General features: G+C 60.8%; 12 protein-coding genes. 8 read left to right on the top strand and 4 right to left on the bottom strand.

All coding sequences use genetic code 11. The features are described 5' to 3' along the window. Positions 1–36: 36 nt before the first annotated feature. On the bottom strand, positions 37–1,335 hold the full coding sequence (gene argA / locus AC3ITA_RS27615) for an amino-acid N-acetyltransferase (protein ID WP_095945567.1): 1,299 nt from the start codon (positions 1,333–1,335) through the stop codon (positions 37–39). A 245-nt stretch (positions 1,336–1,580) separates the two neighbouring features. After that, positions 1,581–2,729, bottom strand: a complete 1,149-nt coding sequence (gene argE, locus AC3ITA_RS27620; protein WP_150671989.1) for an acetylornithine deacetylase — start codon at positions 2,727–2,729, stop codon at positions 1,581–1,583. A gap of 157 nt (positions 2,730–2,886) precedes the next feature. Between argE and AC3ITA_RS27625 the strand changes: the two genes are divergently transcribed. Next, positions 2,887–4,254 carry a CYTH domain-containing protein gene (locus AC3ITA_RS27625; protein ID WP_489278921.1) on the top strand — a complete coding sequence of 456 codons (1,368 nt, stop codon included), beginning with the start codon at positions 2,887–2,889 and terminating at the stop codon, positions 4,252–4,254. A gap of 111 nt (positions 4,255–4,365) precedes the next feature. Here AC3ITA_RS27625 and AC3ITA_RS27630 read toward each other — a convergent pair whose 3' ends face one another. Further along, positions 4,366–4,830 carry an Lrp/AsnC family transcriptional regulator gene (locus AC3ITA_RS27630; protein ID WP_095945564.1) on the bottom strand — a complete coding sequence of 155 codons (465 nt, stop codon included), beginning with the start codon at positions 4,828–4,830 and terminating at the stop codon, positions 4,366–4,368. Positions 4,831–4,956: 126 nt separating this feature from the next. Here AC3ITA_RS27630 and AC3ITA_RS27635 point away from each other — a divergent pair, with 126 nt between their 5' ends. The 5 genes from AC3ITA_RS27635 (at position 4,957) to AC3ITA_RS27655 (ending at position 9,019) form a co-directional block, all read left to right on the top strand. After that, on the top strand, positions 4,957–5,295 hold the full coding sequence (locus tag AC3ITA_RS27635) for a hypothetical protein (protein ID WP_095945563.1): 339 nt from the start codon (positions 4,957–4,959) through the stop codon (positions 5,293–5,295). Between the two features lie 90 nt (positions 5,296–5,385). Then, entirely contained in the window at positions 5,386–7,170 is a 1,785-nt protein-coding gene (tfpB, locus tag AC3ITA_RS27640; protein ID WP_095945562.1) for a type IV pilus assembly ATPase TfpB, read from the top strand. A gap of 84 nt (positions 7,171–7,254) precedes the next feature. After that, positions 7,255–8,175: an SPFH domain-containing protein gene (locus AC3ITA_RS27645; protein ID WP_007978923.1), complete on the top strand. Its 921-nt coding sequence runs from the start codon at positions 7,255–7,257 to the stop codon at positions 8,173–8,175. Between the two features lie 8 nt (positions 8,176–8,183). Next, entirely contained in the window at positions 8,184–8,633 is a 450-nt protein-coding gene (locus AC3ITA_RS27650) for an NfeD family protein (RefSeq protein ID WP_095945561.1), read from the top strand. Between the two features lie 68 nt (positions 8,634–8,701). Beyond that, positions 8,702–9,019 (top strand): DUF2388 domain-containing protein, encoded by a 318-nt coding sequence (locus AC3ITA_RS27655; RefSeq protein ID WP_056726402.1) that lies wholly within the window; start codon positions 8,702–8,704, stop codon positions 9,017–9,019. A gap of 190 nt (positions 9,020–9,209) precedes the next feature. On the opposite strand, the gene gcvP is transcribed toward AC3ITA_RS27655, so the two are convergent. After that, on the bottom strand, positions 9,210–12,083 hold the full coding sequence (gcvP, locus tag AC3ITA_RS27660) for an aminomethyl-transferring glycine dehydrogenase (RefSeq protein WP_095945560.1): 2,874 nt from the start codon (positions 12,081–12,083) through the stop codon (positions 9,210–9,212). Positions 12,084–12,243: 160 nt separating this feature from the next. Between gcvP and AC3ITA_RS27665 the strand changes: the two genes are divergently transcribed. Then, positions 12,244–12,549, top strand: coding sequence for an IS3 family transposase (locus AC3ITA_RS27665; RefSeq protein WP_008047186.1), 306 nt, complete (start codon positions 12,244–12,246; stop codon positions 12,547–12,549). Next, positions 12,546–13,382 (top strand): IS3 family transposase, encoded by an 837-nt coding sequence (locus AC3ITA_RS27670; RefSeq protein WP_489277972.1) that lies wholly within the window; start codon positions 12,546–12,548, stop codon positions 13,380–13,382. Before AC3ITA_RS27665 ends, AC3ITA_RS27670 begins: the two co-directional genes overlap by 4 nt.

Raw genomic sequence — 13,382 nt, forward strand, 5'->3', positions numbered from 1 at the left:
GTGGGAGCGAGCTTGCTCGCGATGAAAGCGACGCGGTCAGAGGGCTTTTTCGAAGATCTTCGAATTACGCTGATAGTTGTACAGCGACGCCCGCGCCGACGGCAGACGGTCAACGCTGCTCGGCACAAAACCGCGCTCGCGGAACCAGTGCGCAGTGCGGGTGGTGAGCACGAACAAGGTTTTCAATCCCTGAGCCCGTGCGCGGTTTTCAATGCGTTCCAGTAGCTCATCACCGCGACCGCCATGGCGATATTCCGGATTCACCGCCAGGCATGCCAGCTCACCCGCGTCCGACTCAGCGATCTGATACAGCGCCGCACAGGCGATGATCATGCCTTCGCGCTCGACCACGCTGAACTGTTCGATCTCGCGCTCCAGCACCTCGCGGGAACGGCGCACCAGGATGCCCTGCTCTTCCAGCGGGCTGATCAAGTCCAGCAAACCACCGACGTCTTCAATGGCCGCTTCGCGTACGACTTCGAACTGCTCCTGGGCCACCAGCGTACCGCCACCGTCGCGGGTGAACAGCTCGGTCAGCAGTGCACCGTTTTCGGCGTAGCTGACGATATGGCTGCGAGCCACACCGCCACGGCAAGCTTCGGCCGCGGCATCGAGCAATTCAGCCTGATAGTTACTGCCCAACCGCTGCAGATGCGCCGGCACTTGCTGCGGACGCAGTTCACGCACCAGGCGCCCATGCTCGTCGATCAGGCCCAGGTCGGCGCCGAACAGCAGCAGTTTGTCCGCGCCCAGGTCGATGGCCGCACGCGTGGCGACGTCTTCGCAGGCGAGGTTGAAAATCTCCCCGGTCGGCGAATAGCCCAGCGGCGACAGAAGCACGATGGAGCGCTCGTCCAGCAGACGGTTGATGCCTTTGCGGTCGACCCGGCGCACTTCGCCGGTGTGGTGATAGTCGACGCCTTCAAGCACGCCGATCGGCCGTGCCGTCACCAGGTTGCCGCTGGCCACCCGCAGGCGCGAGCCCTGCATCGGTGAGGAAGCCATGTCCATCGACAGGCGAGCCTCAATGGCAATGCGCAACTGGCCAACCGCGTCGATCACGCACTCCAGGGTCGCCGCATCGGTGATGCGCATGCCGTGGTGGTAATGCGGGGTCAGGCCACGGGCCGCAAGGCGCGCTTCGATTTGCGGGCGAGAACCGTGAACCAGCACCAGCCGCACGCCCAGGCTGTGCAACAGCACCAGGTCGTGGACGATATTGCCGAAGTTGGGGTGTTCAACGCCGTCGCCGGGCAGCATGACGACAAAGGTGCAATCGCGGTGGGCGTTGATGTAAGGCGAAGCGTGACGAAGCCAATTGACGTATTCGGGCATGAACCTGGGCCTGTAATAAATAGCAGCCGAAAAAAGGGCGAAACTGAAAACGCACAGCGGGCTGATGGTTATCGTCGGAACAGGCTTGGCGACACGCGCGTTCTCCTCATGAATACGGGTTGGAACATCGGCAATTTAACTGCAAAACCCTGTAGGAGCGAGCTTGCTCGCGATGGATAGGAGGGCACCGCGTTTATCCAGGCTGCCCTCGTCATCGTTAACGTCCATCGCGAGCAGGCTCGCTCCTACACGGGGGTCAGGCAATAGTGTTCGATGAGTTGCCTTAATAGATGCACCGTAGGCTGCAAACGTGACATTTCGAGGTATTCCCCCGGTTGGTGGGCGCAGGCGATATCACCCGGGCCAAGCACCAGCGTTTCACAGCCAAGGCGCTGAAGATAAGGTGCTTCGGTGCCGAACGCCACTGCTTCGGCGCTGTGACCGGTGAGCTTTTCGGCAAGGCGCACCAACTCGGCGTCCTCGGCCTGCTCGAACGGCGGCACTTCAGGGAACAGCGGCGCGTAATCGATCTTGACCTGATGCCGCTCGGCAACCGGCTTGAGCTTCTGCAGGATCTCGGCGCGCAGGACCTTGGGGTCCATGCCGGGCAGCGGCCGCAAATCGAATTCCAGCGAACACTGACCGCAGATGCGGTTAGGGTTGTCGCCGCCATGGATGCAGCCGAAATTCATCGTCGGCATCGGCACGCCAAACTGCGGATTGCGGAATTCGCGCTGCCACAACAGGCGCAGGCCGCGCAGTTCACCGATGGCATCGTGCATGGCCTCCAGGGCGCTGTGGCCCAGGCGCGGGTCGGAGGAATGGCCGCTCTGCCCGAGAATGTCGATGCGCTCCATCATGATGCCTTTGTGCATGCGGATCGGCTTGAGCCCGGTCGGCTCGCCGATCACCGCGGCACGCCCCAGCGGTCGCCCCGCTTCGGCCAGCGCGCGGGCGCCGGACATCGAGCTTTCCTCGTCGCAAGTGGCGAGAATCAGCAAAGGCTGTTTGAACGGCTGATCGAGCAGCGGTTTGACCGCCTCGATGGCGAGGGCGAAAAAGCCCTTCATGTCGCAACTGCCCAGGCCAATCCAACGACCGTCGGCTTCAGTCAGCTTCAGCGGGTCGGTTTGCCACAGCGCGCCGTCGAACGGCACGGTGTCGCTGTGCCCGGCCAGCACCAGGCCGCCGGGGCCGGAGCCGAAACTGGCCAGCAGGTTGAACTTGCCGGGGCTGACCTGTTGGATCTCGCAGGTAAAACCCAGCTCACCGAGCCACGTTGCCAGCAGATCGATGACCGGGCGGTTGGTTTGATCGAGATTGGGCTGAGTGCAACTGACCGACGGTGCGGCGATCAACGCAGCGAATTGTTCTTTCATCGATGGCAATGGCATCGCTGACTCCCGGCACCCGAATTGAGGTCCATCATAGAACCAACCGATGACAGGAATAAACCGTCTCGGCGCGTACTAACCTTGAGTCCTGTACACTGCACGACCTTGGCAGCCACACATTCCCCCGGCTGCGCTCCCGATCCTGGATTTTCCGGCCATGCAGAAAGAAACCGAAATCAAACTCCGCGTCAGCCGCGAAACCCTCGCCGCCCTGCGCGAGCACCCGTTACTGAAGAAACGCAACAAAAGTGGCTGGGAACGCCGTGAGTTGATGAACCAGTACTTCGACACGCCCGAGCGCGACCTGGCCCAGGCCAAAGTCGCCCTGCGCCTGCGCAAGGATGGCGAAGAAGTGATTCAGACCCTCAAGACCCGCGGCCAAAGCGTTGCCGGCCTGTCCGTGCGTAACGAGTACGACTGGAACCTGCCCAAAGCCAAGCTCGACCTGAAGAAACTCGACGGCGAATGCTGGCCCGAGGAACTGGCCGAGCTGGACAAGAAGACCCTGAAGCCGATCTTCACCACCGACTTCGTCCGCGAACGCGCGGAAATCGCCTGGGGTCGCGGCAAGACCAAAGTGGTCATCGAAGCCGCGCTGGACCTGGGTCACGTCGTGGTCGGCAAGCAGAAAGAAGAAATCTGCGAGCTGGAACTGGAACTGCGCGAAGGCGAGCCGGCAGCCCTGCTGGAACTGGCCGCCGAGCTGGCCGAGAAACTGGCCTTGATGCCTTGCGACATCAGCAAGGCCGAGCGCGGTTATCGCCTGTACGACGCTCACAGTTATTCGTTGAGCCTGCCCGCGCCGCAGATCACCGCCGAAACGCCGCTGGACGACGCGTTCGTCGCGCTGAGCTGGCATTTGCTCGGCAGCAGCCAGCGTCTGGCCGAGCAGTATCGCTTCAACGGTCACTGGCGCCTGTTGCAGGACTGGGTCGAAAACCTCGCGGAAATGCGCGCGCTGATCAGCAGCCTGGGCCAGGCCGCACCACGTCAGTCGACCCACGATCTGCGTATCGCCCTCGATGCCTTGCTGGAAGACTGGCGTCCGCTGGTCCAGGCCGACCTGGAAGATGAAGACGTGCGCAAAGCCGCGCCCGAGCAGTTCCTCGAAGAACTCGAAGACCCGCGCTGGGGCCTGTTCTCCCTGACTACCTCGCGCTGGCTGCTGGCCCGCACCTGGGCCGCCGACCGCAACACCCGTGGCAATCGCCAGGGCGCTGCGCAACTGGGCAGCTGGTTGCCGCGCCTGCTGGGCGAAGAAGCCACTTCGTTGCAACTGCAACGTTACCAGCAACAACCGGAAGACCTGGCCGAGCAACTGCCGCGCATCGAACGCATCCAGGTCTGGCTGCACCATGCGCGCAACGTGCTGGAGATCCCGGAAATGGATCGCCTGTACGGCGAGCTGAACAAATTGGCGCAACTGGCCAACGAATCGATCACCGACGAAGTCCTGGATGCGCGCAAGCAGCAGGCGATTGCGGTGTATCAGAACCGTGCCTGGAAAATGCTCTTGCGTCTGTAATTCCGCCATCGCCAGCAGGCTGGCTCCCACAGGGGATTTGTGGCGTACACAAAACCAATGTGGGAGCCAGCCTGCTGGCGATGGGGCCCGCACAATTACTACCGCAAAATCTCAGACCGGCAAACTGGTAGTCGACTTGATCTCCGACAACGCCACGATCGAATTCACCTCCTGAATCCCCGGCACCATCGACAGTTTCTCGAAGAAAAAGCGCTCATAAGCCTCGATGTCCGCCGTGACAATCCGCAGCAAGAAGTCCACCGCCCCCATCAGCACATAACACTCCAGCACCTCCGGAAAGCCGCGAATCGCCTCGGTGAATTCGGTGAAGTTCGAACGCCCGTGGGCATTGAGTTTCACCTCCGCGAAGATCTGCGTGTTCAGGCCGATTTTCTTGCGGTCGAGCAAGGTCACCTGCCCGCGAATGATGCCCTCCTCTTTCATCCGCTGAATCCGCCGCCAGCACGGCGATTGCGAGAGACCCACCCGCTCGGCGATCTGTGCGCTGGAAAGCGAAGCATCCTCTTGCAGCAAGGCGAGGATCTTGCGGTCGTAGCTGTCCAGTTCGCTTTGCATAAAAAAACCCTTAACCGAGTAACAACTGAATTGATTGATTCTTCATTTGTGCAATACAGCCAATCATAGAGAAGAAATACCCCGCACAGGATGTAAACATTTCTCCAATGATTTTGGAGCCTGACCATGCCGCATCTCGAAGCCGTGAACACCCCACCTGCCCGCGCCGATGTCTGGAACGTCGGCAACACCCATTGCCGGGTTCGCTATCAAATGCTGGCCGAGGCAGAACCGGATCTGCTGTGTCGCGCTCTCAATTTGTTCGCTTTGCAATTGCTCACGCCGGAACAAGTCAACGCGCACCGCCAGGACGACTGGCTGAGCATCGAGATCGTCATCGACGGTTTGAGCTGGCACCGCGCGCAAGTGATTGCGGAAAAACTTCGTAACCTGATCAGCGTCTGCTCGGTGGAGCTGCAAGAAGCTGATTCCCCATGGGCCGAAGCGGCTCAAGCGGCGGGCTGAAAAACTCCGAAACGGCTTCATCGGGTAGTGGCCCAGCGGTCAGCCGGGTCACGGCTATCCTTTGCGCACTGTCGTTCAAAAGGAGCCCGCATGTCCGTACAACTCGCCTTTCAGGACCGCTGGCTGGATCTCAATGACCTGCTGCGCGAACTGGTCGCTCAGGGCTTTATCAGTCAGGATTCGGCCGAACACGCGCTCAATGCCCGCCGCCGCAATGCTTCCCTTGGCCAGATGCATCCGCTGGAGTTCATTGCCAGCCAACAGCTGGACGATCTCAGCCGTCCCGGCAAACCGCTGGACCTCGAGAGCCTGACCCTGTGGCTGTCCCGGCAGGCCGGCCAGCCTTACCTGCGCATCGACCCGTTGAAAATCAATGTCGCGGCCGTGACCCCGCTGATGTCCTATGCCTTCGCCCAGCGCCACAAGATCCTCGCGGTAGCGATCGACCGCGATGCGGTCACCGTGGCCAGCGCCCAGCCTTATGTCAGTGGCTGGGAGGCTGACCTGACCCACGTGCTCAAATTACCGATCAAGCGTGTGGTGGCCAACCCGGTAGACATCCAGCGCTTCAGCGTCGAATTTTTCCGCCTGGCCAAATCGGTCACCGGGGCGAACAGCGCCGACCCGCAAGTCAGTACCCTCGGCAATTTCGAACAGTTGCTCAACCTCGGCGCCAGCGACCAGGAGCCGGACGCCAACGACGCACACATCGTCAATATCGTCGACTGGCTGTTCCAGTATGCGTTCCAGCAGCGCGCCAGCGACATCCACATCGAACCCCGGCGCGAGCAAGGCACGGTGCGCTTTCGCATCGACGGCGTGCTGCACAACGTCTATCAATTCCCGCCCCAGGTCACCATGGCCATCGTCAGTCGCCTGAAAACCCTTGGACGCATGAACGTCGCGGAGAAACGCAAACCCCAGGACGGCCGGGTCAAAACCAAGACCCCGGACGGCGGCGAAGTCGAACTGCGCTTGTCGACGCTGCCCACGGCCTTCGGCGAAAAAATGGTCATGCGGATTTTCGATCCGGAAGTATTGCTCAAGGACTTCGACCAGCTTGGTTTCTCCGCCGACGACCTGCGCCGCTGGCAAGACATGACCCGCCAGCCCCACGGCATCATCCTCGTCACCGGGCCGACGGGTTCGGGCAAGACCACCACCCTCTACACCACCCTGAAAAAACTGGCGACGCCCGAGGTCAACCTCTGCACCATCGAAGACCCGATTGAAATGGTCGAGCCGGCGTTCAACCAGATGCAGGTCCAGCACAACATCGATCTGACCTTCGCCGCCGGCGTACGCGCGCTGATGCGGCAAGACCCGGACATCATCATGATCGGCGAGATCCGCGACCTCGAAACCGCGGAGATGGCGATCCAGGCCGCGCTCACCGGGCACCTGGTGCTGTCGACCCTGCACACCAACGACGCCCCCAGCGCCATCAGCCGCCTGCTGGAACTCGGCGTGCCGCACTACCTGATCAAGGCCACGGTGCTCGGCGTCATGGCCCAGCGACTGGTGCGGACCCTGTGCCCGCACTGCAAGGCAACCCTGACGCTGGGCGAAGACGACTGGCAAACCCTGACCCGCCCCTGGCAAGCACCCTTGCCGACCAATGCCCAGCGAGCCACCGGTTGCGTGGAGTGCCGCGACACTGGTTATCGCGGCCGTGCCGGGGTCTACGAAATCATGCAACTGAGCGAAGGCATCAAGGCGCTGATCAGTCCCGACACCGATCTGCTGGCCGTGCGGCGCCAGGCATTCAAGGAAGGCATGCGCAGCCTGCGGTTGTCAGGAGCGCAAAAGGTCGCTGCCGGGCTGACGACCATCGAGGAGGTACTGCGAGTGACACCCCAGAGCGAACAGAACTGAGCCCGGCGGTACTTATCCAGCATCGGCACAGCTACACTCCAGCGATTGCAACTCAACAGATCCACACATCAACAAGGAATCGTTATGCAGATCGGTAGTGTGCTTTTGCTTTTTGTCGGCCTGGTGGTCGCCATTCTGTTCATGGGTTTCAAGGTGGTGCCCCAGGGCTTTGAATGGACCGTCGAGCGTTTCGGGCGCTACACCAACACGCTCAAGCCAGGGCTGAACGTCATCGTTCCGGTCATGGACCGCATCGGACGCAAGATGAATGTGATGGAAAGCGTGCTGGATATTCCGCCGCAGGAAGTCATCACCGCCGACAACGCCACGGTGCAAATCGACGCCGTGTGCTTCTTCCAGGTGGTCAACACGGCCCAGGCGGCCTACGAGGTCAACAACCTCGAACACGCCATCCGCAACCTGCTGCAAACCAACATCCGCACCGTGCTCGGCTCGATGGAACTCGACGCCATGCTCAGCCAGCGTGACGGCATCAACGAAAAACTGCTGCGCACTGTCGATGAAGCGACCGCACCGTGGGGCATCAAGATCACCCGGATCGAAATCAAGGACATCAGCCCACCCGCCGACCTGATGGCTGCGATGTCGGGGCAGATGAAAGCCGAACGGATCAAGCGCGCCCAAATCCTCGAAGCCGAAGGTCTGCGTGCCGCAGCGATCCTGACCGCCGAAGGCAAGAAGCAGGCGCAGATCCTCGAAGCCGAAGGCAGTCGCCAGGCCGCCTTCCTGGAGTCCGAAGCCCGCGAGCGGCAAGCCGCGGCAGAAGCACAGGCGACCAAAGTGGTGTCCGAAGCCATCGCCAGCGGCAACGTGCAGGCGGTCAACTACTTCGTGGCGCAGAAGTACATCGATGCGCTGGGCAAGCTGGCTTCGGCCAACAACAGCAAGGTGATCCTGATGCCGCTGGAGGCCAGTTCGATGATCGGCGCGGTGGGCGGCATTGGCGAAATCGTCAAGGCCACATTCGATAACAAGAAAGCCTGAGGCGCACCATGTGGGCATTTTTGCAGCACCTTTCGTTCTGGGACTGGTTGGCGTTGGGCACGGTGCTGTTGATTCTTGAAGTGTTCGGCGCCGGCGGCTACCTGTTGTGGATCGGCATGGCGGCAGCAGCCGTGGGTGTCTTGACCTTTCTCCTGCCGGGCCTGCCCTGGGAATGGCAGTTTCTGTTGTTCGGCCTGCTGTCGATCGCCACCGCGTTGTACTGGTGGCGGCGTCAGCGCACGGCGAGGCGTCCGAGCGAACAGCCGCACCTGAATCTGCGCGGCCAGGAACTGATCGGCAAAACCTTTCTGGTCCATGAAGCGATTGTCGACGGTCGCGGCAAGATCAAGGTGGCCGACGGTGTGTGGATGGCCCGCGGGCCGGATGCCGCCATTGGCAGCCGCGTACGGGTGGTCGGCCAGCAAGGCGCGATCCTGCTGGTCGAAGCGACGGATTAGGCGACCACGGAACTCGATTGGGGGTTGGCAATCCAACCGCGTAGTCAACCCAGTGGAGTCACCCTGTCATGCGTTTCAAACTTGCTGTCGCTACCGTCGCGCTGTTGTCTTTGCCTGTCGGTTCGGCGATGGCCGATACTTTTTGGCGTAACGTTCTTACCTCCGGTGCAACCACCGGTTCGAGCTATCTGACATCCAAGGATAACAAGCTGGTCGTCGCGGCTCAGGACGATGCCAGCAGCTTCGTTGCCAGTGATGGCAGTATCCGCGGTCCATACCTGGAAGCGGCCATGCAGAAAGTCCGCGCCGACAACCCGGGCCTGCAAGCCACGGACATGGAACTGGCGAATGCGATCCTGGCGAAGAATGCCGTGGCTTCGGAGTAAGCGTTGCGAATGAAAAATGCCGCTCACATGAGCGGCATTTTTTTGCCTTGCGAATACAAATCCCATGTTCACCGAGCCTCCCTGTAGGAGCGAGCCTGCTCGCGATTGCGGTGGATCAGTGAAATCTTCAGTGACTGTCACACCGCAATCGCGAGCAGGCTCCCACAGGAGTCATGAGTTGCCTGGGGTGTCAGCGGTAATCATCCACCGGCACACACGCACAAAACAGGTTCCGGTCCCCGTACACATTGTCCACCCGGTTCACCACCGGCCAGTATTTATGCGCCTTGGTGTGCGCGTCCGGCGTGACCGCTTGCACGATGCTGTACGGCCGCTCCCACACGCCAGTGATATCGGCCAACGTATGTGGCGCACCTTTCAACGGGTTTTCTTCAGCTGGCCAGTTACCGTTCTGCACCTCGTTGATTTCCGCGCGGATGCTCAGCATCGCCCCGATGAACCGGTCAAGTTCCGCCTTCGATTCGCTTTCGGTCGGTTCGACCATCAGCGTCCCCGGCACCGGAAACGACATGGTCGGGGCATGGAAGCCGTAGTCCATCAGGCGCTTGGCCACATCCTCTTCGGTGATGCCGGTCAACGCCTTGAGCGGTCGCAGGTCGAGGATGCATTCGTGGGCCACCCGCTCGTTGCGCCCGGTGTAGAGCACAGGGAAGGCACCGGACAAATGCCGCGCCAGGTAATTCGCGGCCAGGATAGCCACTTCACTGGCGTCCGCCAGTTGCGGCCCCATCATCGCGATGTACATCCAGCTGATCGGCAGAATGCTTGCGCTTCCCCAGGGCGCTGCGCTGACGGCGCCATTTTGCGGGTGCGGCCCGTCGATCGGCACCACCGGATGGTTGGCCACGAATGGCGCCAGATGTGCCCGAACACCAATCGGCCCCATGCCCGGCCCACCGCCACCATGGGGAATGCAGAAGGTCTTGTGCAGGTTCATGTGCGAGACATCGGCGCCAATATCGGCTGGCCGCGCCAACCCGACCTGAGCATTGAGGTTGGCGCCATCCATGTACACCTGACCGCCATGCCGGTGGATCACTTCACAGATTTCGCTGATGCCTTCCTCATACACCCCATGGGTCGAAGGATAGGTCGCCATCAGGCAGGCGAGTTTGTCTGCCGCCTGCGCGGCTTTTTCCTTGAGATCATCCAGGTCGACATTGCCCGCCTCGTCGCACTCGACGATCACCACGCGCATCCCGGCCATTTGCGCCGACGCGGGATTGGTGCCATGAGCCGACGAAGGAATCAGGCAGATATCGCGGCCACCCTGTTGACGGCTCTCATGGTATTTGCGGATTGCCAGCAGCCCGGCGTATTCGCCCTGGGCACCGGAATTGGGCTGCATGCAGATCGCGTCGAAACCGGTGATCGCGCACAACCAGCGCTCCAGCTCTTCGATCATCAGCCCATAACCGGCGGCCTGCTCCTTGGGCACGAACGGGTGCAGGTTGGCGAACTGCGGCCAGGTAATCGGGATCATCTCGCTGGTGGCGTTGAGCTTCATGGTGCAGGAGCCCAGCGGAATCATCGATTGATTGAGCGCCAGGTCCTTGTTTTCCAGTTGCTTGAGGTAGCGCAGCATCTCGGTTTCGCTGTGATGGGCGCTGAACACGGGATGGCGCAGATAAGGCGAAGTTCGCGCCAACCTTTCGGGAATTCCGCCAGGCAGGACCTCGGCATCCAGGTCATCGATGCTCAGCCCGTGATCGGCCCCCAGGAACACATCGAACAGCTTCGCCACGGTGCCTTCGTCGCAAGTCTCGTCGAGGCTCAGGCCCAGTTGGCCGCGCCCGAGAATACGCAGGTTGATCTGCGCGGCCCGGGCACTGTCGATGATCGCGGTCTGAGCTCCGCCGACTTCCAGGGTCAGGGTGTCGAAGAAGTGCCGGTTGACCCGCGTGATACCGTTGCGCTCAAGCCCGGCGGCCAGGATGCAGGTCAGCCGGTGAACCCGCTGGGCGATCCGCTTGAGCCCTTCGGGGCCGTGGTAGACCGCATAGAAACTGGCGATATTGGCCAGCAGCACCTGGGCCGTGCAGATGTTGGAGTTGGCCTTCTCCCGGCGGATGTGTTGCTCGCGGGTTTGCAGGGCCATGCGCAGGGCGGTGTTGCCCCGCGCATCTTTCGAAACACCGATGATCCTCCCGGGAATCGCTCGCTTGTATTCATCGCGGCTGGCAAAAAATGCCGCGTGAGGCCCGCCGTAGCCCATGGGCACGCCAAATCGCTGGGACGAGCCGAACACCACATCGGCACCCAGTTCACCCGGTGGGGTCAGCAACAACAGGCTCAGCAAATCCGTGGCGACACAGGCCAGGGCCTGTTGCGCATGCAGGTGATCGATCAGCGGCCGCAGGTCGTGGATTTCACCGTGAGTGTCGGGGTATTGCAGCAACGCGCCGAACACCTGGTGCTGCTTCAAGTTATCCACAGCGTCGACGATCAGGTCGAAACCGAAACCCTCAGCGCGGGTCTGCACCACGGAAATGGTTTGCGGGTGGCAGTTTTCGTCGACAAAGAACAGGTTGCTTTTGGACTTGGCGACCCGCTTGGCCAGGGCCATGGCTTCCGCCGCGGCGGTGGCTTCATCGAGCAGCGAGGCATTGGCCAGCTCCAGGCCGGTCAGGTCGATGGTCAGTTGCTGGAAGTTCAGCAGCGCTTCGAGCCGCCCTTGGGCGATCTCTGGCTGATAGGGGGTGTACGCGGTGTACCAGCCGGGATTTTCCAGCACATTACGCACAATGACCGCCGGTGTAAGGGTGCCGTGGTAGCCCATGCCGATCAGGCTGGTCCAGACCTGGTTCTGCTCGGCATAACCGCGCAGTTTGGCCAGCGCGGCCTCTTCATCGAGTGCCGGGGGCAGGTCCAGCGCCCGGTTGAGGCGGATGCCCGGCGGCACCGTTTGCTCGATCAATTCGACCCGACTGCCCAGGCCGAGGCTGTCGAGCATCGCCTGTTGCTCGGCGGCATCGGGCCCGAGGTGGCGGCGCAGAAAGGCATTGGGGTCGCGTAACTGGCTCAGGGACGGCAATTGGGACATGACGGGCTCTCTCTTGACTGGCGCTCAGCGTCGATGCAACACGGTCAAACCAGCATAGCAGCCAGTACCGGACGCGAATCCTGTAGGAGCGAGCCTGAACTGGCCTAATAATTCCGGACACCTCTTAAGGGCGATATGATTTCGCCAACTTGGAGGTTCCATGAACGAAAGAAAGGTCTATACCCGCGAATTCAAGCTGCATGCTGCCAGCATGGTGCTTGATGATAACTGCCCGGTTCCAGACGTGTGTGCATCGCTGGACATCGGGCCCACCGCTTTACGGCGCTGGGTCGATCAGGTTCGCAAGGAACGCGAGGGACAGCCCGTCAAGGGCACCAAGGCGATTACCGAAGATCAACGGCAGATCCAGGAACTAAAGGCCAAGATCAAGCGCATGGAGATGGAAGCCGAGATCTTAAAAAAGGCTACCGCTCTCTTGATGTCGGATCCCGATCGTTTTCGATGATTGCGGAACTAAGAGAGTCATTCCCGACTGCCATTGTGTGTCGTGTTTTCGAGGTGAAGCGCAGCAGCTTTTATGAGTGGCTTCAGCGGCGAGCCAAACCGCGGATCAGACGCGAAGAGCTCAAGCTGAAAGTGGTTGAACTGCACAGCGAAAGCCGGGAAGCCATGGGTTCCAGAATGATCAGCAAGAACCTGAAGTCCCAAAACATCGCGATCGGAAGAGGCCTTGTCAGAGTGCTGATGAGGGAGGCCAACATTGTCAGTAAACAACGTCAGCCTCACCCATTCAGATCCAAAGGCGTTGAAGCATTTGTCGCGCCCAATCGGCTCAAGCGCAATTTCAAGCCGGCTGCAGTCGATCAGGTTTGGTGTGGCGACGTTACCAGCTTGATGGTGGGCAAACGCTGGGTTCATCTGGCCATCGTGATCGACTTGTTTGCTCGCCGCGTCATTGGCTGGGCGTTTTCGCTGGTCAATGACGCCCACTTGGTCAGCAAGGCGCTACGCATGGCAGCAGAGGTTCGAACGTGTCCTCCGGGACTGATGTTCCATTCGGATCAGGGCTGTCAGTACACCAGCCGCAAGTTTCAAGAAGAACTGAAGCGTCGTGACATATTGCAAAGCATGAGTCATCGCGGGCAGTGCTGGGACAACGCTCCAACAGAGCGGTTTTTCGGCACGCTGAAATCAGAATGGGTGCCTCGCAGTGGTTACAGCAAGATCGAGGAAGCAAAAACCGATATGGTGCGCTTCTTCATGTACTACAACCGCACCAGGCTCCACAGCTACAACAACTATCTGTCGCCAATAGCCATGGAGCAAAAAGCGGCATAA

This window comes from Pseudomonas sp. GL_090, assembly GCF_057837765.1.

Excerpts from the sequence above, each read along its gene's own strand:
- gcvP (WP_095945560.1), bottom strand. The coding sequence starts at position 12,083 with ATGTCCCAATTGCCGTCCCTGAGCCAGTTACGCGACCCCAATGCCTTT.
- AC3ITA_RS27665 (WP_008047186.1), top strand. The coding sequence starts at position 12,244 with ATGAACGAAAGAAAGGTCTATACCCGCGAATTCAAGCTGCATGCTGCC.
- AC3ITA_RS27655 (WP_056726402.1), top strand. The coding sequence starts at position 8,702 with ATGCGTTTCAAACTTGCTGTCGCTACCGTCGCGCTGTTGTCTTTGCCT.
- AC3ITA_RS27635 (WP_095945563.1), top strand. The coding sequence starts at position 4,957 with ATGCCGCATCTCGAAGCCGTGAACACCCCACCTGCCCGCGCCGATGTC.
- AC3ITA_RS27645 (WP_007978923.1), top strand. The coding sequence starts at position 7,255 with ATGCAGATCGGTAGTGTGCTTTTGCTTTTTGTCGGCCTGGTGGTCGCC.
- AC3ITA_RS27630 (WP_095945564.1), bottom strand. The coding sequence starts at position 4,830 with ATGCAAAGCGAACTGGACAGCTACGACCGCAAGATCCTCGCCTTGCTG.
- argA (WP_095945567.1), bottom strand. The coding sequence starts at position 1,335 with ATGCCCGAATACGTCAATTGGCTTCGTCACGCTTCGCCTTACATCAAC.
- argE (WP_150671989.1), bottom strand. The coding sequence starts at position 2,729 with ATGCCATTGCCATCGATGAAAGAACAATTCGCTGCGTTGATCGCCGCA.
- AC3ITA_RS27625 (WP_489278921.1), top strand. The coding sequence starts at position 2,887 with ATGCAGAAAGAAACCGAAATCAAACTCCGCGTCAGCCGCGAAACCCTC.
- AC3ITA_RS27650 (WP_095945561.1), top strand. The coding sequence starts at position 8,184 with ATGTGGGCATTTTTGCAGCACCTTTCGTTCTGGGACTGGTTGGCGTTG.
- AC3ITA_RS27670 (WP_489277972.1), top strand. The coding sequence starts at position 12,546 with ATGATTGCGGAACTAAGAGAGTCATTCCCGACTGCCATTGTGTGTCGT.
- tfpB (WP_095945562.1), top strand. The coding sequence starts at position 5,386 with ATGTCCGTACAACTCGCCTTTCAGGACCGCTGGCTGGATCTCAATGAC.